The sequence below is a fragment of the Kitasatospora sp. NPDC051914 genome, assembly GCF_040680995.1.
In the GTDB taxonomy this organism is placed as follows: Bacteria; Actinomycetota; Actinomycetes; order Streptomycetales; family Streptomycetaceae; genus Kitasatospora.
On record NZ_JBFAXX010000022.1, the window covers coordinates 15,036 to 33,419 of the forward strand.

Genomic DNA, 18,384 nt, shown 5'->3' on the forward strand with positions numbered 1-18,384 from the left:
CCCTCCGGGGTGCGTCAGCCGTTGTGGTGGATCTCCTCCAGGACCGTCGCCCCGAGCTCACGAATGATCAGTTCCTGGCCGGAGAAGGCCTCCTCGGTCAGATCCGGGTCGTCGTCCTCCGGGACGTCGTCCTCCGGGGCCACCGGCGGCGGCTGCGGGGCCTGGTAGCCGCCCGCGGCCTGCGGCGGGGCCGCCACCGGCGCGGACGGCTGCGCCGCGGACGGGCCCGCGGGCCGCGGCGGCTGCACCGGAGCGGCCTGCGGGGCGGCGGGCTGCGGCGGCGGGGCGGACTGCGGCTGGTACGACGGCTGCGCGGGCGGGGCGGCCGGACGCTGCGGCGGAGCACCCCAGCCGCCGCCCCCGCCCTGCGGGGCCGGGGCCGGCGCACCGGCGCCGCCCGACGGGTCGACGATGCACTCCACCCGCCAGTCCACACCGAGCGCGTCCGCCAGCGCCTGGCGCAGCACCTCGTCGCTGTTGCTGCCCACGAAGCTGTCCCGGGCGCCCGCATTGACGAAGGACACCTGCAGGACGCTGCCGTCGAAGCCGGCGACCTGGCCGTTCTGGCTGAGCAGGATCCAGGTGAAACGGCGGCGGTTCTTCACGGCCTCCAGGATCTGCGGCCACATCTGCCGGATCTGGGCCGCGCCCTGCTGGGCGGCCGCGGACGGCTGCGCACCGGACGCGGGGGCGGGCGCGGCCTGCGGCGGCGGCTGCACCGGAGGGGCCGCGGGCGCGGGGGCCTGCGGGGCCGGTGCCTGGGCGGCCGCGGGGGCCGCACCGGGGGCGGGGGCCGCACCGGGGGCGGGGAAGCTGCGCGGGATCGGCCAGGCGCCGGGCGCCGGAGCGGCTTGGGCGGCCGCCTGCTGCGGCGCGGGGGGCGTGGCAGGTGCCTGGACGGGGGCCGGGGCCGGCGGCTGGTGCACGGGCGACACCTCGGCGACCGGCACGTGGGCTGCCTGGACGGGGGCGGCCTGTACAGGTGCGGCAGCGATCACCGGGCCGGGCCTGGCGACCATGGCGCCCGCGGCGGGGAAGCCGCCCATCGTGGCACGCCGCTCCAGCTTGTCCAGGCGGGCCTGCAGCGAGAGCTCGTCGCTGTACGCACCGGGCAGCATCACCCGGGCGCAGATCAGCTCCAGCTGGAGGCGGGGCGCGGCATTGCCGCGCATCTCCGTCAGGCCGGTGTTGACGATGTCGGCGGCGCGGCTGAGCTCGGCCGCGCCGAAGCGGTCCGCCTGTGCCTGCATCACCGCGACCCGGTCGGCCGGGGCGTCGATCAGACCCTTCTCGCCGGCGTCCGGCACTGTGGCGAGGATCACCAGGTCGCGCAGCCGCTCCAGCAGGTCCGTCACGAAGCGCCGCGGGTCGTGGCCGCCCTCGACGACGCGGTCCACCACCTGGAAGACGGTGGCGCCGTCGTGCGCGGCGAAGGCGTCCACCACCTCGTCCAGCAGAGCGGAGTCGGTGTACCCGAGCAGGGCGGTGGCCATCTGGTACGTCACGCCGGCCTCGCCGGCGCCCGCCAGCAGCTGGTCCATCACCGACATCGAGTCGCGCACCGAGCCGGCACCGGCCCGGACGACCAGGGGGAAGACCGAGTCCTCGACCTGGATGCCCTCGCGGCCGCAGACCTCGGCGAGGTAGTCGCGCAGGGTGCCGGGGGGCACCAGGCGGAAGGGGTAGTGGTGGGTGCGGGACCGGATCGTCCCGATCACCTTCTCCGGCTCGGTGGTCGCGAAGATGAACTTGAGGTGCTCCGGCGGCTCCTCCACGACCTTCAGCAGGGCGTTGAAGCCGGCCGAGGTCACCATGTGCGCCTCGTCCAGGATGAAGATCTTGTACCGGCTGTGCACCGGGGCGAAGAACGCCCGCTCGCGCAGCTCGCGCGCGTCGTCGACGCCGCCGTGCGAGGCGGCGTCGATCTCGATCACGTCGATCGACCCCGGGCCGCCGGTCGCCAGGTCACGGCAGGACTGGCACTCGCCGCAGGGGGTCGGGGTCGGGCCCTGCTCGCAGTTCAGACAGCGCGCGAGGATGCGGGCGCTGGTCGTCTTGCCGCAGCCGCGCGGCCCGCTGAACAGGTACGCGTGGTTGACCCTGTTGTTGCGCAGGGCCTGCTGGAGCGGGGCGGTCACGTGCTCCTGCCCGATGACCTCCGCGAAGGTCTCGGGGCGGTAGCGGCGGTACAGGGCTAGGGACACGCCACCGACGATATCGGGACGGGCCGACAAACGCGTCGTCCCTCGACGGTCGGGCACTCCTGAACGCAAGGACCCCCCGTGCACCCGCCAGAGCCCTCCTACCCTTGCTGCCTTCCGGCCCTGGGGGGGTTCAGAGAGATGACGCCGCACGAGGGGCTGCCCCAAGAGTAGCGGATCCCAGCCCCGGGGTGGCCCATCCACCCCGTCTGAGATCCGCAGGCGACCGCGCACGGCCACCTGCGGGATAGCGGTTCGCGAGCACCCCTCGACATGTACTAAGCTCTCCCACGGAGGATTCGCCTAGAGGCCTAGGGCGCACGCTTGGAAAGCGTGTTGGGGGCAACCCCTCACGAGTTCGAATCTCGTATCCTCCGCCTCCGCCCGCCAGGGCAAACGAAAGGCCCCGACCGCACTGCGGTCGGGGCCTTCGTCGTTCACAGTCTCATCCGTAGTCTCAACGGCCCTTCTCGTCGGCCTCCTCGCCATGGCCGTCCGCGTCCTTGGCCACCTGCCAGATGAGTCCGCCGACGCGCTTGGCGACGTCCTGGAGGATGCCGCCCGTCACGTGCTGGTACCGGGCGGCCATGGCCGTGGACGACCAGCCCATGATCTGCATCACCACTCGTTCGGGGACACCGAGGATGAGGAGCACCGTGGCGGCGGTGTGGCGGGCGTCGTGCAGCCGCCCGTCCCGGACCTTGGCGTCGGACAGCAGCAGCTTCCAGGCGTCGTAGTCCGTGCTCGGCACCAACGGCCATCCGAACGGCGAGGTGAAGACGTACCCGCTGTCGTGCCACTCCTGCCCGGCGCGACGGCGGTCTCGGTCCTGCTCCTCCCGGTGCAGCTCCAGCAGCCGGATCAGCTCCTCCGGCAAGCCGATGACCCGGCGGCCGGCGCGCGACTTCGTGTTCGCGGTGTCCTCGTTCTTCCGAAGGCGCTGCTTGCAGTAGCCGGGCATTCGGCCGCAGTCGCCCCCGCAGCCGTGCTTGTACTTCGGCCGGAGACGATTCTTGCGCACCCGCAGAGTGCCGCTCTTGAGGTCGACATCAGCCCACCGCAGCCCCAAGGTCTCCCCCTGCCGAAGCCCGAGGGCCAGGGCGATGGACCATCGGGCGCTGTTCGGTCGCTTCGCGGCTTCGGCGAGCAGCCGCTGCACCTCCTCGATGTCGTACGGCTCGACTTCCTCCTCTTCGATCCGCGGCGGCACGGCGAGGGTGGCCACGTTGCGGGTGATGTGGCCGCGCCGAAGCGCGTGATTGAGAGCGGTCCGGATCGTGCGGTGCACCTGGTGGGCGGTGGCGGGCTTGCTGCCGTTCGCCTGCATCTTCGTGTAGAAGCGCTCCAGATGCTCCGGCTCCAGCTTGTCGAGCCGGTGCGCTCCGACCCCGGGGATGAGGTGCACCCGGACGGCCACCTCGTAGCCGCTGTAGGTGTTTTCGCGCACGGACGGCTTGGCGATCTCCTCCACCCAGTGCAGCAGCCACGCCTTTACGGTCCACGGCTTGCCGGGCTTACGCACCTTCCCCGCGTCGCGCTGCTTCTCCAGCTCGCGCACCTTGCGGATGACTTCGGCTTCGCTGGTCTTGCTCATGACGTGCCGGCGGTCCGGCTTGCCGTCGTCGCGCACACCGACGGTGACACGGCCGTGCCAGTAGCCGTCCTTGCCGAAGTAGATGGAAGACGTGCCGTCAGGGCGCTTTGCTCGCTTGGTCATGGCCAGTCCTTCTCAGGCTGCGGATTCGGTGTTCGGGCACTGCATGAGCCGCACTACGTAGTCCGTCAGGGCGGCAACGGGAACTCGGCGCGAGCGGCCGATGGCGATGGACTGGACCTCACCAGAGGAGATGAGCTCGTACATCAGCGTCCGACCGATACGGAGACGACGTGCGGCCTCCTCGACCTTGAGGACAAGGAGGGTGGGGTCAGCGGAGAGTGCTTCGGGGGCGGCGGGTTCCATCGGCGGGTCCTCCTGCGCACGGGCGGGACGGCTTGGGGCGTGACAGAACCGACAGAACTGACAGAACCCCTCGGCAGGGGTCCTGGCCTGCGGCTTTGCGTTTCAAGATCGCGTGACAGAACTGGTCGGAAACTCCGACAGAACCTCCCGGTCGGAGGGGCCGGTTTCGGGGTCGGGGGTTGTGTCGGAGTTTGGGCCGGGTTCTGTCATGCGATCTTGTGGCGGGTTTGCGCAGGTCAGGCCGGGCGGCTGGGGGTTGTGTCAGTTCTGTCGGTTCTGTCTGGGGTGGTCAGGGGTTGGGGTGGCTGATCTCGGGGTGCAGCTGGAAGCGCGGGGACGGCGGCCGGCCGCCGCGACCGGTCCGGGCGGGCGGCGGGTCCTGGCGGATCCAGCCGTGTTCCTCCAGCAGGGCGAGGGCGGGGTCGAGGTCGGCGACAGTCGGGAAGTCGCCGCGGGCGAGGCCGCGGAACAGCTCCCGCTTGGTGACCGCCTCGGCTCCGAGGTTCTGGAGGTGGGCGAGCAGGGTGCGGGCCCGGCCGAGGGCGGGGTCGGAGCCCATGGCGTCGAAGACAGCGAGGGCGTGCGCGGTGTAGTAGTCGCCGATCCGCGCGGCGGCCTGGACGGTGGTGGCCTCGATGGGGCGGGTGTAGCCGTCGGCGGGATGTGCGGCGAGGTGGAGCAGGCCGGCGATGCGGACGACGGCGCCGTCGAGCTTGCTGGCCCAGGTGACGACGTGCGCGAGGGAGCCGCCCTTGTCGAGCTTGGGTTCGGTGCGCTTCTGCTGATCGAGGACGGCCCGGTCCGCGTCGGGGGTGAGGGTGAGGACGGCGGGGTCGGTCCAGTCGGAGAGGGCGAGGGTGAGGCCGCTGAGCGTGGTGGTGTAGGTGTCGGCGACCTGATCAGGGATGGTCCGCGGCTCCAGGTTCCGTCGGCCGACCAGCGACTTGGGCAGGGCGTAGAGGAAGCGGGCGAGCAGGCCGCGGCCCTCGAAGCCGCGGACCTTGGCGATGTCCTCCAGAACGGACGGCTGCACGGCGAGGCCGATGGTGAGGGCCGGGGACTGGATGTACTGGGATTCCCGGCCCTGCCGGTTGACGCGGATCATGTCCCCGGCGTGGGCCTTGAGGAAGACGTCCATGTTCGGGGTGCCGGAGTAGCGGCCGGCGATGATGTCGAACAGGCCGCCCTCGGCGCTCAGGGCGGCGATGCGGCCGCCCTGCTGGTCGAGCATGGTGGCGGCGTTCTCCGGGGTGATGTCGTCGATGACCAACTGCGGCTTTTCGGGGATGGTGGCGGCTTCGGCGGCCTGGGCGAGGGCGATGGCCTCGGCGGTGAGCGCGTCCTTCTCGTCCGGGGCGGCCGAGGCGGCCCGGCTGGAGGCCTTCTCGGCGGCGGAGCGGGCCAGTTTGGCCATGGTCTCGGCCTCGGCCCGCTGGGCGCTCGCGGCCTCCACCATGACCTTCTCGACGGCCAGCAGGGGTGCGGCCATGAACGCGAACACGGCGGACTTCCGGTTGCCCGGGGGCAGGGCGACGACGGTGTAGAGATTCAGCGGTTCGCGCCACCGGCCGCGCACCAGCACCTCGGCTCGGCCGCCCGCAGCGGTGGCGAGCACGGCGAGGGCGAGGGAGCCGGCAAGGTCCGGCGGGGTCTGCGTCTCCTCGGCCACCGCCGCCACGGCCTCGCCGAGCCAGCCGGGCAGGGCGTCCACGGGGAACGGGGGCAGGGCGCGGGCCTGGCCGAGCGGGATCGGGGTGTCCCAACGGTCCCCGTCCTCCGGCGGCGGGGCGTCGTCCCAGCCCTCGCCGAACAGGCTGGTGACGTTGTCGTATGGGGGCTCAGACGGGCTGGCGGGCATGGACATGGGCGTTCCTTCCGAGCAGGGATGATGGGCGGTCAGGCAGGCTGTGGCGAGCGCTACGGGGACATGCGGGCCCGGGTACCTCAAGGAGAAAGCCGCTTACTCCTTGGGGCACCGGCGGGCAGAGCTCAGGCCGCGCGGCTGACGCCCTGTGCGCCGCGGGCGAGGCCCTGGCGGATGGTGCGCAGGCACTCGGTCTCTCCAAGGCCGATGGAGCGACCGGCGGCGAGCAGGGCATTCGTGGCGTCGGCCTCGGGCAGGGTTCCGGCGGCGACCAGGCGGCCGACGGAGGCGGCGGAGGCGAACAGGGCCGTGTTCCGCCGCCCCTCGCCCGCTTCCTCGACCTTGGCGGCCTCGCGGTCGAGGACGGCCCGGTTGTAGGCGCTCAGGCGGCCGATCCGGGCGCGGATCGACGCCACGTCAGGCGGCGGCCCGGCGGGGGCCTTGGGGGTGAGCAGGGCGAGCAGCCACGGCGGGAGCGGGGCCGGGGGCAGGTCGACGGTCACCATGTAGGGCTTGCCGGCGGCGGTGCTGCCGGGGGCGACGACGTAGCCGCCGGCGGCGCGGGTGTCGACCTTCCAGCCGAGGCCGCCGCGCTTGTCGCCGGTGGTGTTCCGCAGCCACACCCCGGCCGGCAGGGCGTAGTACAGGTGCAGGCCGCCGCGGCCGGTGCGGACGGTGAACGTCTGGTCGGGGATGGGCTGGTGGTGCTGCTCGCACAGGGCGGCGAACACGTCCATGCCGTCCGCGATGCCCTGCCCGGCCGCCTCGGGCGGCGGCACGTCGCGGGGGTGTTTGGGGGTGTCGAGGTCGACCACCAGCAGCCCGGACGGGCCGCAGGCCACCCCGATGCCGTAGGGGCCGTGCCCCCATGCTCGGCCGATCACGTCGGGGTCGAGGGTGGCACGTTGCTCCCAGCCGAGGTGGCCGTCGGCGCACGCGCCGGCGTGGGGGCAGCGGTCCTTGTGGTGCAGGGCGGGGTACTTGGCGTTGGGGGCGAGCGGGAAGACGTGGTGCCCGCGGTCGGCCGCCGCGAGGGCGGCGGCGAGGCGGAGGTTTTCACTGGTCGGGGGCAAGGGTTTCTCCTTCCTCCGGTGGGGTGTGCCGCTCGGCGCACACCTTGTGCGCGGGGCGGCGGGTGTCGTCGCGGAGCGGGGTGCGGTGACCGCACCACCGGCATGGCTTGTCGGTGGTGCGGTCGTAGTGGCGGGCGTCGCGCCAGTCGAGGACGGGCCCGGCCATCAGTGGTTAGCGGTCGCCGTACTTGGCGTCCCAGCGGGCGATGGCCTCGTTCTGGATGCGGTCGGCGCGCGCTTCGAGGCGGGCGGTGGACTTGCCGCGGTTCTCGGCGCGCACGACGCGGATGCCGATGAGGAACAGGCGGGCGGCATCGGTGAGGTTGTCGGCGCCCATCTGCCGCGGGTCGAGGTAGCTGCGGGGTTCCTTGGCCATGGCTGATGTCTCCGTTTCAGGCGGCGTGGCGGCCGGTGGCGGGGAAGGGCAGGACGGTGGCGAGCCGGACCGGCTCCGCGGTCTCGGTGGTGTCGGGGGCGGGCTCGCCGCCCTGCGGGGGCAGGCCGCCCTCGGCGGCGCGGGCGGTCGCGGATTCGGCGAGGACGGTGCGGACGGCGGCGGTGTCGGTGCGCCAGCCGCGCTGGGTGTGGAGGTAGGCGGCGGTGCCGGCGAGTCCGGGGCCGAACAGGACGGCGGCGGTGACCAGGTCGGTGGTGTTCACGGGGTGGTGCCTCCGTTCGCGGTGAGGGCGGCGAGGGTGTCCAGGACGGTGGTGCCGAGGGCGGCAAGCCGGTGTTCGATGGCCTGCCAGGACTCGTTGTCGATGTGCATCAGGGCGGCGAGCGCCACGGCGGGCTGGCGGTCGCCGGCGGCGGTCATCGCCTCGCGGAAGTGGACGGCGGCGAGAGGCCGGATCTCGTGAGCGGGCATGGTGGGCTCCCCTGGGCTCAGTGCTGGGCGAGGGCGTGGACGGCGGCGGTCAGCAGGGCGTTGACGGGCCCGGCGAGGCCGGTGGAGGCGGCGGTGAAGCCGGACAGCCACACGACGGTGGCGGCGCCGGGGCCGAGGCGGCGGAAGTACAGGAGCGCTCCGGAGGTGGCGGCCATCAGGAGCGCGGCGGAGACGGTGACGAGCACGGCGGTTCTCCCCTCGGGGTTCAGTGGTGGGCGTCGTCGCGGATGCGGCGGGCCACGTTGCGGGTGGCGGTGGTGTGGTGGTGCAGGCGGCGGCCGATCCGCAGCCGCCGGCCGGTGGCCTGGCAGCGGCGGCAGGGCTTCGGGCGGCGGATGCGGCCGGTGGGCATCAGCAGGCCGGTGCCGGTGCACCTGCGGCAGCGGCCGAACGGGCTCACCCAACACACCAGGCAGTAACACAGGGTGACGGCGAGTAGGCAGGCGAGTGCCAGGGCGGCGGGGGTCACGTGGGGGCCTCCCGGGGCGGTTTCGGGGGTTTGCCCAGGTGGGCCGCTATCCGCTAGCGGCCAGCTCAGGGCAGGGATGGGGTGCTAGCGGGGGTGCTACCGGTAGCGGGCCCACCCGCTACCGGTAGCACCGTCGCTTGAGGGTCAGGCGGACCGCTGTCCGTCACGGCGCGTGATGGCCTCCGTGATGCGGTCGCGCTCCACGCCGCGCCGGTTGGTCTGCCGGCCGTCGACGCGGCGGGAGATCTGCACCGTCTCCACGCCGTGCGGCTTGAGCGCGGCGGCGAGCTGGTCGGCCTCCCAGCCGCCGTAGCGGTCCTCGTCCAGGGCGGCGAGCGCGGCGACCAGGGTCTCGGACCAGACCTTGGCCTCCCCGGTGGGCCAGATGGAGATCAGGTCGTCGAGGATGCTGCTGGTGTTCTTGGCCCGCTCGGGGGTCTCGCCGGCGGCGATGCCGGTGAGGGTGCCGGCGGCGATGCGGGCGGCGCGGGCGCGGTCCATGATGCGTCCGGCGGCGGGTCCGTCGAGGTAGTAGGAGCGGACGATCTGCGCGTCGGTGGCGGCACCGACCAGGTAGCCGATGCCCTTGTCGTTCGCGGTGAACGAGGTGGCCCGCAGCCCGTTCTTGTAGCTGGACGTGCCCAGCACCATGTCGTTCTCGGTCTGGCCCATCACCCGCAGGCAGAACCGGATGCCCACGTTCGCCGACACCCCGGACGGCAGGGACTTCACGTCCGGGCGCTGGGTGGCCAGCAGCAGGATCACGCCCATCGCGGGGCCGCGCTTGATGATCGCCTCGGAGAGGGTGCCGGCCTCCTTACCGAACGTGTCGTGGGAGTACAGCTCCTGGCACTCGTCGATGATCAGCACCAGCGGATGCAGCCCCAACTTCCGGTCGGCCGCCAGCTCCGGGGTGACCTTGTTCTCCGGCCGCCGCTCCTTCGGCAGCGAGCGGATCACCGCCGCCCGCCGCTCCAGCTCCTTGTGCACGTACCGCAGACTCCCGACGGCGCCTTCGACGGTCTCGTCGTCGGCGCCGGAGCCGTAGTCGGCGGCGACCTTGGCGGCGTCCTCCAGGTCACCGGTGCCCTTGAGCTCCCACACGTGCAGCTCCGCGGTCGGGTCGAGCGCGGCGGCGAGCATCAGGACGCGCAGGGCGAAGGTCTTGCCGAACCGGGGCATGGCGCCGATCAGCACGTTCGCGAACATCAGCAGCATGCTCACGGAGCGGCCGCGCTGGTCGGTGCCGAACGGCAGCGGCTTGAACAGGCTGATCGTCCCGGCCGAGGCGAGCGGCCACGCGGGGGCCTTGGTCTGGGACATGTCCTGGTCGCCGACCCACAGCATCAGCCGTCCGGCGTGCTGGTCGTGCACCGGCTCCGGCCACACGCACCCCAGAGGGCGGCGAAGTCCCGAGGCGAGGCGGTCGCGCTTGTCGATGATGTCGATCGCGGTCACGCCGTAGGGGAGGTCGATGTCGGCGCGCCAGCCGTTGCCGTCCCGGGTGATCGGGGCGACGAACTTGATCCCGTCACCGCCCTTGGCCATCGCCTTGTTGATCTCCGCGATGCCCATCGCCCCCAGCGCGCGGACCACGATGTCCGAGGTGAGCCGCTGGACCTTCGTCGCGACGACCGCCCGGTCGATCAGGGGCTGGTCGGCCTGCCCGCCCGCCGTGCCGAGGGCGAGGGCGGCGGCGGTGGCCAGGGCGAGGGTGGTCCAGCCGGGGGTGGCGACCAGCAGCACCGCCGTGAACGCCACCCCCAGCACGGAGGCGAGCAGGAGCATGATGCCGCGGGCGCGGACCCGGCGGTCCCGCTGCCTCGACAGGATCAGGTACTGCTCGACGTCCTCGCGGCGCACCGAGGCGGCCCGCACCGGGCGTCCCTCGGCGTCCGTGACCCACCAGAAGGTGCCGCCGACCAGCCGGGCCGTGCCGCGCGGCGCCCGAGCGAGTAGCTTGCCCGCGTAGAGCGGGGAGCGCACCGCGTGGTAGCCAGCCGTGTGCGCGGCGTTGCCGCCCAACCAGCGGGCGTAGGAGAGCAGTTCGGCCTTCGACTTCGCCCACGCGGGGATGATCGGACGGCGCTTCGCCCCGTGGGCCATCGCCATCCGGTCCACCGTGCCCACCTGGTCGCGGGGGTTGCGGGAGTCGACGTAGACCGAGGGCATGCCGTCGTCGTCCACGGCCGGGGGTCGGCGGTCGGCACGGGCCTTGTCGAAGTCCAGGACGGTGGCGCCGATGGCCTGGTCGGTGGCCAGGTCGGCCTCCAGGGCGGCGAACAGGCCGTCCGGGTCGTCGGGGTTGTGCGGGTCGGGCGTGTGGTGCTGGTTCACTGGGTGTTCCTTCCTTACTGCCAGTTGGTGGTGCGGGGAGGGGACCCGGGGCGGCCGTCGTGCCGGCAAGCTGAGCGGCCGTCCCGGGGCAGTGCTGTGGTGCAGTCAGGCCACCTCGGCGAGGCCGCCCGCGCAGGGCAGACAGGTGCCGAGGTGAGCGGGCAGGACGTATCCGGCGTCCCGTCGGCAGGCGGGGCAGGTGCGCCGGGCCCGGTTCGCCGCGGCGAGCGCGGCCCAACGGGCCTCGGTCATCGGGCGGACGGGCTTCGCGAGGTCGGCCCGGTAGAGGTGAGCGGCACGCACGCTCTTGGTGCGGCGCGAGCGCCACAGGATCTGTGCGGCGACCGGCTGACCACCCGGCCGCAGCCCCCGCGTGCGGAGCTGGCGCCGGGTGGCGTACCCGTCGGGTGCCATCCGCCACGGGTAGGTCGGCAGGCCGAACCGCTCCCCGTGCGGGTCCCAGAACCACGGCCGGCTCACGCCGCCGACTCCCCGTCCTCGGCGCCACCGTCGTCGGTGCCGGCGGCGGGCGGGGTGTTGGTGCGCTCGGCCTTGAGGGTGTCGCGCAGGGTCCGGGCGCGGTCGGCGGACGTGCGGACCGCGGCGCGGATCCGCTCCGCAGTCAGCTCCGCCTCGGGCCAGTCGGCGGTGGCCGACCGGGCCTCGGCAAGGAGCTCCTCAGCGGTGCGGGTTGGCACCTTCGCGCGGGCCGACTGCGGCAGGCTGCCAGTCGACCGGCGGGGCCGACTCGCGACCGCCGCAACCGCCCGCACCGGCCGGACCGGCGCCACCTCCACCGGGACCGGAGTCGGCTCCGCGGTCGGCGCGGGGTCGGCCGACTGCCCGTCCGCCGACACCGGAGCGGCTTCGGCAGGTTCGGGCAGGTCAGGGGTCGACCGGTTTGCAGTGGTCTGGTCGTTTTCTGCCGGTTCGGGTCGGTGGTGCAGAACCTTGGCCACCAGGTCGGATCCGAAGAAGATGGAGCCGACCGGCAGGCACGAAGCGAGCAGCACCAGCGCGTAGTGGGCGGGCGCCCAGTCGGCCAACCGGACCCGACCGCCGCCGTGCAGCGCGGGCACCAGACCGTGCACGTAGTTGAGCACCAGCGAGGCGGCGGTGTAGCCGCCCAGCACCCGCAGAGCAAACCGGCGGTCGGCCCCGGTCAGCACCAGGGCGGCGACCAGGGCCAAGGCCATCAGGCCGTCGACCACCAGCGGGTAGAGACCGGCCGCGAGCGGGTCCGCACCGATCGCACGGGCCACGTCCTTGAGCGCGTTCCACGAGACGCGGAACGCCATGCCGACCACACCCAGCAGCGCGGCGACCATCCAGAACTTGCCCCACCGGCTCACCGGAACCACCCCCGGCGCGGCTTGTCGCCGTCGGTGGCGAACCCGGCGTATCCGCCCTCGGGCGGCTCCGGGTAGCCCACAGCCTGCCCGGCGGCGACCGCGGTGGCGCCGAGGACGGACACCACGACGGCCGCGGCCGGGTGACCGTGGTCGGCGGCCACCGACGAGAGCAGGCCGCCGAGGGTGGCGGCCCGTCGGTCGCCGGCCGGGTTGCCGTGCCGGTCCGAGCAGAGCGAGATGGCCGCGCGTTCCGCGGCGTCACGGATGCGTCCCATCAGGCCGCCACCCCCAGCACCGGCCGCGGGCGGCCGGCCGTACGGCGGGTCGTGGGGAGCGGGACCGGGGCGGCGGCCAGCAGGCGCTCGGCGTAGGCGGCCAGCTCCGGAGCCTCCCGGCGCAGGTCCGCCAGCACGGCGGCGGCGACGTCCATGCGGGCGGCGCGGTCGATCGCCGTCTCGCCGGGCACGCCGGCGAACAGCTCCTCGTCCACGCCCAACGCCAGCTCCGCGAACTCATCCAAGTTCGCGGCATGCTGGCCTGCAACAATCGACTTCACGGGTCAACCTCTTCGTCCGTCGGGGAGGTGGGCCCCAGGGCCGCCGCGCACTCCTTGGCCGGAGCGCGGCGGCCCGATTTCGTGGGCCCAGACCACTCGTCACGCACGAGTAGCCATGGATCCCGGCCCACCCGCGGGCGGGCGGGCCGGTCACCAAAGACACTCGTTCGTTCATCAGGCGCACTGTTGAGTTCTCAAGGAACGCGCACTTCCTTCGGGGGGCTGTCACCCCACCCCTCCAGGCGCATCCGTGCAGCTCAGAGCAGCCCAAAGAAGGCCCCTCCGCGTCACTCCCGCTTCTCTCGGTTGCGACACTCACAACATAGGCAACCTGCCTAGGCAGGTCAAGAGGGTTGGGTTTCTCGCGTGTGTTGGGCATCTGCCCTAGCATGGGTGTATGAGCCTCGACCCGGATGACTCCCGCCCGCCGTATCAGCAGGTCAGCAGCTCTTTGCGGGCCTCGATCCTCACGAAGAAGCCCGGCTTCGAAACCGGCGACAAGCTCCCATCCGGCCCCGAGCTCGCCAAGCACTTTGGCGTAGCGCGCGGCACGATCGACAAGGCCCTCGACCTGCTCAGGACCGAGGGGCTGATCGTGACCCGGCAGGGCAGCGGGTCCTTCGTCCGCGAGCGCACGTCACGTCCGGTCGGTCTTCGGCCGCACCTCGAAGCAGCTTTCGAGCAGAAGCAGGTGACGCTGGACTTCGCCGGCTTCTCCAGCGAGACGCTCCACAACGCACTGCAGGAGCCGCTCGACAAGGTCCGCTCTGGCAGGCTCGCCCCGGAGTCCATCGCTGTGCGGCTTCTCCTGCCAGACACCACCGAGCCCATGGCCGTGCCGGTGCTGGTGGACGGTCTCAAAGACGAGCCAGCACTCCGGGAGCGCGCCCGGAACATCGCGCTCACCAACGCCGGCGGCATCGCCCACTCAGTCGAGGTGCTGGCGGAACTTGGTCTCGTGCAGAACGCGACGGTTCAGGTGAAGGTGCACAGGGCGTCCAGCCTCTTCAAGCTGTACATCCTGAACCGCTCTGAGGCGTTCTTCGGGTTCTACCCGCTCCGCGAGCGGACAGTAGCGACCGGCGGCGGCGACCATACGTTCTACGACGTCACCGGCAAGGACACCACGCTGTTCCACCATGCCGCCGGACCGGATGACGCCTCGCTCGGATCTCAGTACGTCCAGCAGGCACAGATGTGGTTCGACAGCGTATGGTCCACGATCGCGTACGAGCGTCAGCCATGACGGCCGCTTCCCTGTCACTCGCAGACGTGCTTCGTCCTGTAAAGCACGTCCTGCTCGACTTCGACGGCCCCGTCTGCTCAGTCTTCGCCGGGCTGCCGGCATCGGAAGTCGCGCGCCGCCTTCGTCAGGGCCTGCTCACTGCCGGCGAGCAGTCCCCGGCCGGGAGCGAGACTGAAAGTGACCCACTCGCGTTGCTTCGCCTCATTGCAGACGCCCGGCCGGATCTTGCCGCAACCGCCGATGAGGCTCTGACCAAGCTGGAGACGGAAGCCGTGCTGATCGGCCGGCCGAATCCGGGCGGAGAATCGGTTCTGCGCGCATGCGCTACCTCCGGCCGGTCGGTAACGGTGGTCAGCAACAATGCGGGGACAGCGATCCAGGCTTACCTTGCCCGACACAGTCTAAGCAGCTATGTGGCTGGCGTGTTCGGCAGGGTACCGGGAGACCCGTCGTCCATGAAGCCGAACCCACGGCTCCTGCTCGAAGCAATGGATGCCATCGCGACCAAGCCGGAAGAATGCATCTTCATCGGCGATGCAACCAGAGACGTGGAAGCTGGCCATGCGGCCCAGGTCGAAACCATCGGTTACGCAAACAAGCCTGGGAAGGGTGCAAAGCTGGCTGCCGCTGGCGCGATTGCGGTCGTCGATTCAATGGAGCACATCGCAAACTTTCTCCAGTTTTCATGAGTTTTATCTCTACAGGAAACTCACCTTGCGAGGCTTGGCACTTCAAATCCAGTAACTATCATTCATGCGCGAGTCTGGCCGAAAATCTTCTCTCGCAATTCTAATGGAGACACTATCTGCTTCCCGGGCTTCGATATCAGCACTCGCACGGTTAAGCATCTCGCATTGGTCGCTGGAGAGATAGAAGCGTAGGGACTTGACTGATTCCCACGCCCGACTCGCCTCCTCGCGATCCAATGAATCTGCTTTTGCGGCCGCCAAATATCGATCAACTGCACGATCCACTACGGCCCTGCTGACTCGCGGCTTAAGCTTGGGAAGGACGTCAACTCCGCCATCAGCACTAAAAGCAATCACAACGGTTGCTGGAGGATTTGCACCAAGATACCGTACAGCATTATTAAATCTGCTTCCCCGCGCTGGATCACCCGCGCCCTGCGCTATTCCGTCAAGGATAACTCCCACGGCATGGCATCTACCTTGCGGATCAATCAGCACTGCGCCGTCCATATCCGTAAGCTGCTTCAGGAGCTCCGGCGAAAGATTCACTGGCTCAACAGACCAGGCCTGCGGGGACAAGCGCTTGGCCTCGCCCGCCGCATCTTCAGAAATAATCAGCATAGCGCCGTGCCTATGCTCGCCAGCAGCCTGAGCCAGCGCCACCAAGATCGGCTCATCAGCATCAGCAAATAGGCGATCAACTAGGTCGCGGAGATATTCCAAATCGAGAGCCCGCACTGGCAAGCAAGGAACTCCGTCCCGGACAGACAGCAGAGCCTCACCTCCATGAGAAAGCTCCCAAACACCTCGATTAGTCACGCTCACGACGAATACAGTCTCGCTTGAGATATCGTAATCGGAGGTCATCTTTCCTAGCGCGTAGACATACTCCCCATTGGTCAACAGGTCAGCCTCTGGACCACTCGCCTCCAGAAGTTTTCTCACCGCCGCTACGTTTCGCAGCTCCACAGGGCTCCGGAATTTGAGAACGACCTCAATAGCAGAGTGGCTTTCCTTGGCCACGATGAGGCGACCAAACCCGGAGCGCCCTTCATATGGCAAGGCCGAAATTCCGCTCATCAGTAGATGATTGTTACTACCGAACCAGAATCCCGCGCAATACATCGCCGACCGGACGAGGGCTTCAGTTGCGCTTCGAACAATCTCATCGGTGCTAGCTCCCGTGACATTGAGCCCGGATCCAGGATCTGGAAGGTGCAGTGAGCGCGTGGCACGAATAAGAATTTCAGCAATAACGGCGTGCACCAAAGACTTTTGGACTTTGATTCTGTCGCGCTCCTCGGTAGAAATCTTTGGAACCCGACCGAGAGCGCCCCTATCAACACTGATAACGATGTGAACATCGTAATCCGCGACACGGACCGACCTGCCTGCGAAAAAACTTCTTTCGCTCTCGCCTGGTACTGCGGAGAGCGCCTCCTCTAGAGCCTTGGCTCGCATTTGATTGCGCAGTGCCGCTTGACGAGAATCGTCAAGGGTCCGGCTAGTGGAGAGCATCTCTCGGTCCGGGTGACACGCATAAAGCTCCGCCGCTCGCTCACGTACACCCCTCAAATGGGCAGGGGAGTACTGGCCTTTTTCAGGCTCAATGCAGATGTCAAATTCATGCTCACCGGCAACCTGAAAACCCACTAGCATGACTTTAGGGTCTCCCGCAAAGCCGATAGACTTCAAGGCCGAATCAATGTCAACTTCGACCGAAATTCGGAAATGCGGCTGATAGCCCCACATGAATTGCCTGATCGCGCGCCCGATCATTATCGGCCTCACCCATCCATGTCAATCATCTTGCCCAAGTAAATGGCAAGCCAAGAATCAGTTAGATGCGGCGTCCCCTTGATCCGCAGTCTGGGCTTCAGCAAATGTTCCGTAATCAGTGGACCGGCTGAGCAAGCTCAAGTCCATGTCGCCAGCAGTAAATCTGGAAGTGAAATAGCTACCGGCGATGCTCCGAGGGATACGCCCCGTAACCGAGAGTTGGCATGCACCAGCATGCCGTGGGCTGCGCCTCTGGTGTTCGGTGCGCGGGGTGTTCTCATATAGGAAGCGCAGTTCCACGGTCTCAGAACCTTCTGTCTTCACCATCGTCGCATTGGTGGAACGCGACATGCTCTCTGCTGTTCGCAGCGTAGCGTGCAAAGTCCAGTAGGTCTGCTCTATGGCCAGGTAGCTGGTAATGGGGCCACGATTTCCGCCGGCAGGAATGCGACTCTCAGCTGCAGGGGTGAGCACTGCACGCCAAGTGCCGCCAACCCACGGGTGACCGGTGATTCGATGAATGAGCGGCCACCGCCATGCCCACTTATCGAAGATTAGAACCCCATAGCCCAGCAGAGAGGGAAGGTATGCGAATAGGTACTTCAAATTTGCGGTGGGCGTGATACCAAAGATCGGAAGGGCAAGAGTGTAAATGGTCGTGATGGTTGTGGCTGTCGTACGGATGGTGCTGGCAGGGCTCATCAGATTCACCTGTAGTTGAGGTATGTCAAGGCCGAGTTCACCAGAGTTCGGGCGTCATCGATCGTCCACTTTTGACCCGGCCCAAACACCTTCTTGATCCCATTTGGCTCCACCATGGCTCGACCGCTGTCGCCAAACCACCAGTGGAGTTCCCTGGCGAGATATGCGAGCGATTCCCGGACTGCATCATCGAAGGTTCCGCCCGCAAGGCGGTCATCAGGGACGTTGTAAATCAAACACTCGGAGAAGTATGAAGGCAGAGGTTTGATCACGCCCTGCGCGGCGAGCTCGTTCTCAACCGCCTTAAGCACGCGAACCACAAATTTGTACCGCCGATTGGTACGGTTGTTCTTCGCGCGGCCGTTCGATAGCTGTTGATCTGGCCAGTTAACAATCTCTTTTCCGTCCCTGGGATAGACGATGCTACCCTCATCGCACCGATCGCAGTTGAATCCGCTGTAAAGCAGGTAGCGGAAGCATGGGACCACGTCAATGCTGGGCCGGCTTCCAGGAACGGCTGGGATGTTGAACGCGATGTTGTGGTCTGCGTCGATAGGCCCAGCAAAGTAGTTGTCCAGTGCGGCAAAGACTTCCTGTCGAAGCTTGCCTGGCCGCCACGGACCGTCGTACGGGTCGCCTAACAGTGTCTGGCGCCTAAGAGGGTTGACAAACTGCAGAAAGTCCGCATGAACAGGGCGATTGAGCTGGACCTTGATGTCTACATCAGCGTCAGCTCGGACGTTTGTGTTGTTGCGATACGAGCCTTTGGCTTCCACTTTGAGGTCCAGCCCAGCAAAAGGCGGGTGGGCATGGATGGCCTGCTTCACCATCCGCTCCGCCCGCTCCTGCCGGTCGGCCTCAGCTTCGGTGGCGGGCGAGATCCACTTGTCGAGCAGCGCGCGGCGCTCCTGCTCAGTCAGACGTTTGTCCAATATGTCCCCCCGGCCCACGGATTGTGCGAACACCCTACGCCTGGAGGCGGATCACCGGGGCCGTCAGTTGTCACCAGCTTCGGCCATCGCTCATGGGTCGGCATAGTTGGGGCGCTGGGGGGTGGAGGCCGGGAGCTTGCAGTCTCATCTGTAGTCTCGTCCGCCGCGGTCCGGCGCAGTCCGGCCACCTCTTCCATGGCGCACCACCTGCGTGGTGAACGAGGGCGGACACCTGCGAACCGGCACATGCAGAGTTGGAAAGCGTGTTGGGGGCAACCCCTCACGAGTTCGAATCTCGTATCCTCCGCCTCCGCCCGCCAGGGCAAGCGAAAGGC

Annotated in this window: 21 protein-coding genes, 1 tRNA gene and 1 other RNA gene; 3 read left to right on the forward strand and 20 right to left on the reverse strand. The window is 69.1% G+C overall.

From position 1 onward, the window contains the following. Positions 1 to 14: 14 nt before the first annotated feature. Positions 15 to 2,204 carry a DNA polymerase III subunit gamma and tau gene (locus AB0M03_RS16385; protein WP_363492188.1) on the reverse strand — a complete coding sequence of 730 codons (2,190 nt, stop codon included), beginning with the start codon at positions 2,202 to 2,204 and terminating at the stop codon, positions 15 to 17. Positions 2,205 to 2,271: 67 nt separating this feature from the next. Beyond that, positions 2,272 to 2,362: signal recognition particle sRNA small type (gene ffs / locus AB0M03_RS16390), an RNA gene on the reverse strand. A gap of 131 nt (positions 2,363 to 2,493) precedes the next feature. On the opposite strand from ffs, the gene AB0M03_RS16395 reads away from it, so the two are divergent. After that, positions 2,494 to 2,578 (forward strand) — tRNA-Ser (locus AB0M03_RS16395). An 80-nt stretch (positions 2,579 to 2,658) separates the two neighbouring features. Here AB0M03_RS16395 and AB0M03_RS16400 read toward each other — a convergent pair. From AB0M03_RS16400 to AB0M03_RS16470, 15 genes are all read right to left on the reverse strand, one after another. Beyond that, complete coding sequence (locus AB0M03_RS16400) at positions 2,659 to 3,918, reverse strand: site-specific integrase (protein WP_363492189.1); 1,260 nt, start codon at positions 3,916 to 3,918, stop codon at positions 2,659 to 2,661. Positions 3,919 to 3,930: 12 nt separating this feature from the next. Further along, entirely contained in the window at positions 3,931 to 4,161 is a 231-nt protein-coding gene (locus AB0M03_RS16405) for a helix-turn-helix domain-containing protein (RefSeq protein ID WP_363492190.1), read from the reverse strand. A 289-nt stretch (positions 4,162 to 4,450) separates the two neighbouring features. Beyond that, a complete protein-coding gene (locus AB0M03_RS16410) occupies positions 4,451 to 6,025 on the reverse strand; it encodes a YfjI family protein (protein ID WP_363492191.1) in 1,575 nt (524 codons plus the stop codon). A 125-nt stretch (positions 6,026 to 6,150) separates the two neighbouring features. Next, positions 6,151 to 7,098 carry a bifunctional DNA primase/polymerase gene (locus AB0M03_RS16415; protein WP_363492192.1) on the reverse strand — a complete coding sequence of 316 codons (948 nt, stop codon included), beginning with the start codon at positions 7,096 to 7,098 and terminating at the stop codon, positions 6,151 to 6,153. Then, a complete protein-coding gene (locus AB0M03_RS16420; RefSeq protein ID WP_363492193.1) occupies positions 7,082 to 7,264 on the reverse strand; it encodes a hypothetical protein in 183 nt (60 codons plus the stop codon). Before AB0M03_RS16420 ends, AB0M03_RS16415 begins: the two co-directional genes overlap by 17 nt. A 6-nt stretch (positions 7,265 to 7,270) precedes the next feature. After that, positions 7,271 to 7,474: a hypothetical protein gene (locus AB0M03_RS16425; RefSeq protein ID WP_363492194.1), complete on the reverse strand. Its 204-nt coding sequence runs from the start codon at positions 7,472 to 7,474 to the stop codon at positions 7,271 to 7,273. A gap of 16 nt (positions 7,475 to 7,490) precedes the next feature. After that, complete coding sequence (locus tag AB0M03_RS16430; protein ID WP_363492195.1) at positions 7,491 to 7,757, reverse strand: hypothetical protein; 267 nt, start codon at positions 7,755 to 7,757, stop codon at positions 7,491 to 7,493. Then, positions 7,754 to 7,966, reverse strand: a complete 213-nt coding sequence (locus AB0M03_RS16435; RefSeq protein WP_363492197.1) for a hypothetical protein — start codon at positions 7,964 to 7,966, stop codon at positions 7,754 to 7,756. The genes AB0M03_RS16430 and AB0M03_RS16435 overlap by 4 nt, the downstream gene beginning before the upstream one ends. Positions 7,967 to 7,983: 17 nt before the next feature. Further along, positions 7,984 to 8,172, reverse strand: coding sequence for a hypothetical protein (locus tag AB0M03_RS16440; protein WP_344624997.1), 189 nt, complete (start codon positions 8,170 to 8,172; stop codon positions 7,984 to 7,986). Between the two features lie 20 nt (positions 8,173 to 8,192). Next, positions 8,193 to 8,456 carry a hypothetical protein gene (locus AB0M03_RS16445; protein WP_363492198.1) on the reverse strand — a complete coding sequence of 88 codons (264 nt, stop codon included), beginning with the start codon at positions 8,454 to 8,456 and terminating at the stop codon, positions 8,193 to 8,195. A 144-nt stretch (positions 8,457 to 8,600) separates the two neighbouring features. Continuing rightward, on the reverse strand, positions 8,601 to 10,793 hold the full coding sequence (locus AB0M03_RS16450) for a cell division protein FtsK (RefSeq protein ID WP_363492199.1): 2,193 nt from the start codon (positions 10,791 to 10,793) through the stop codon (positions 8,601 to 8,603). 105 nt (positions 10,794 to 10,898) lie between these two features. After that, complete coding sequence (locus AB0M03_RS16455; RefSeq protein ID WP_363492201.1) at positions 10,899 to 11,273, reverse strand: RRQRL motif-containing zinc-binding protein; 375 nt, start codon at positions 11,271 to 11,273, stop codon at positions 10,899 to 10,901. Beyond that, positions 11,270 to 12,145: a DUF2637 domain-containing protein gene (locus AB0M03_RS16460; RefSeq protein WP_363492202.1), complete on the reverse strand. Its 876-nt coding sequence runs from the start codon at positions 12,143 to 12,145 to the stop codon at positions 11,270 to 11,272. Before AB0M03_RS16460 ends, AB0M03_RS16455 begins: the two co-directional genes overlap by 4 nt. Beyond that, positions 12,142 to 12,420, reverse strand: coding sequence for a hypothetical protein (locus AB0M03_RS16465; protein WP_363492203.1), 279 nt, complete (start codon positions 12,418 to 12,420; stop codon positions 12,142 to 12,144). Before AB0M03_RS16465 ends, AB0M03_RS16460 begins: the two co-directional genes overlap by 4 nt. Further along, positions 12,420 to 12,665, reverse strand: coding sequence for a hypothetical protein (locus AB0M03_RS16470; protein ID WP_363492204.1), 246 nt, complete (start codon positions 12,663 to 12,665; stop codon positions 12,420 to 12,422). The genes AB0M03_RS16465 and AB0M03_RS16470 overlap by 1 nt, the downstream gene beginning before the upstream one ends. Positions 12,666 to 13,098: 433 nt before the next feature. Between AB0M03_RS16470 and AB0M03_RS16475 the strand changes: the two genes are divergently transcribed. Beyond that, complete coding sequence (locus tag AB0M03_RS16475) at positions 13,099 to 13,947, forward strand: GntR family transcriptional regulator (RefSeq protein WP_363492205.1); 849 nt, start codon at positions 13,099 to 13,101, stop codon at positions 13,945 to 13,947. Next, positions 13,944 to 14,636 carry an HAD-IA family hydrolase gene (locus AB0M03_RS16480; RefSeq protein WP_363492206.1) on the forward strand — a complete coding sequence of 231 codons (693 nt, stop codon included), beginning with the start codon at positions 13,944 to 13,946 and terminating at the stop codon, positions 14,634 to 14,636. Before AB0M03_RS16475 ends, AB0M03_RS16480 begins: the two co-directional genes overlap by 4 nt. A 42-nt stretch (positions 14,637 to 14,678) precedes the next feature. On the opposite strand, the gene AB0M03_RS16485 is transcribed toward AB0M03_RS16480, so the two are convergent. From AB0M03_RS16485 to AB0M03_RS16495, 3 genes are all read right to left on the reverse strand, one after another. Next, positions 14,679 to 16,388, reverse strand: coding sequence for a hypothetical protein (locus AB0M03_RS16485; protein ID WP_363492208.1), 1,710 nt, complete (start codon positions 16,386 to 16,388; stop codon positions 14,679 to 14,681). Positions 16,389 to 16,472: 84 nt separating this feature from the next. Beyond that, positions 16,473 to 17,117 (reverse strand): hypothetical protein, encoded by a 645-nt coding sequence (locus tag AB0M03_RS16490; RefSeq protein WP_363492209.1) that lies wholly within the window; start codon positions 17,115 to 17,117, stop codon positions 16,473 to 16,475. Positions 17,118 to 17,122: 5 nt separating this feature from the next. Continuing rightward, entirely contained in the window at positions 17,123 to 18,049 is a 927-nt protein-coding gene (locus AB0M03_RS16495; protein ID WP_363492210.1) for a hypothetical protein, read from the reverse strand. Positions 18,050 to 18,384: the final 335 nt, after the last annotated feature.

What these genes read in the sequence shown, in the direction of transcription:
- AB0M03_RS16490 (WP_363492209.1), bottom strand. Translation starts at nt 17,117, where the DNA reads ATGAGCCCTGCCAGCACCATCCGTACGACAGCCACAACCATCACGACC.
- AB0M03_RS16405 (WP_363492190.1), bottom strand. Translation starts at nt 4,161, where the DNA reads ATGGAACCCGCCGCCCCCGAAGCACTCTCCGCTGACCCCACCCTCCTT.
- AB0M03_RS16485 (WP_363492208.1), bottom strand. Translation starts at nt 16,388, where the DNA reads ATGTGGGGCTATCAGCCGCATTTCCGAATTTCGGTCGAAGTTGACATT.
- AB0M03_RS16475 (WP_363492205.1), top strand. Translation starts at nt 13,099, where the DNA reads ATGAGCCTCGACCCGGATGACTCCCGCCCGCCGTATCAGCAGGTCAGC.
- AB0M03_RS16410 (WP_363492191.1), bottom strand. Translation starts at nt 6,025, where the DNA reads ATGTCCATGCCCGCCAGCCCGTCTGAGCCCCCATACGACAACGTCACC.
- AB0M03_RS16425 (WP_363492194.1), bottom strand. Translation starts at nt 7,474, where the DNA reads ATGGCCAAGGAACCCCGCAGCTACCTCGACCCGCGGCAGATGGGCGCC.
- AB0M03_RS16435 (WP_363492197.1), bottom strand. Translation starts at nt 7,966, where the DNA reads ATGCCCGCTCACGAGATCCGGCCTCTCGCCGCCGTCCACTTCCGCGAG.
- AB0M03_RS16465 (WP_363492203.1), bottom strand. Translation starts at nt 12,420, where the DNA reads ATGGGACGCATCCGTGACGCCGCGGAACGCGCGGCCATCTCGCTCTGC.
- AB0M03_RS16400 (WP_363492189.1), bottom strand. Translation starts at nt 3,918, where the DNA reads ATGACCAAGCGAGCAAAGCGCCCTGACGGCACGTCTTCCATCTACTTC.
- AB0M03_RS16420 (WP_363492193.1), bottom strand. Translation starts at nt 7,264, where the DNA reads ATGGCCGGGCCCGTCCTCGACTGGCGCGACGCCCGCCACTACGACCGC.
- AB0M03_RS16480 (WP_363492206.1), top strand. Translation starts at nt 13,944, where the DNA reads ATGACGGCCGCTTCCCTGTCACTCGCAGACGTGCTTCGTCCTGTAAAG.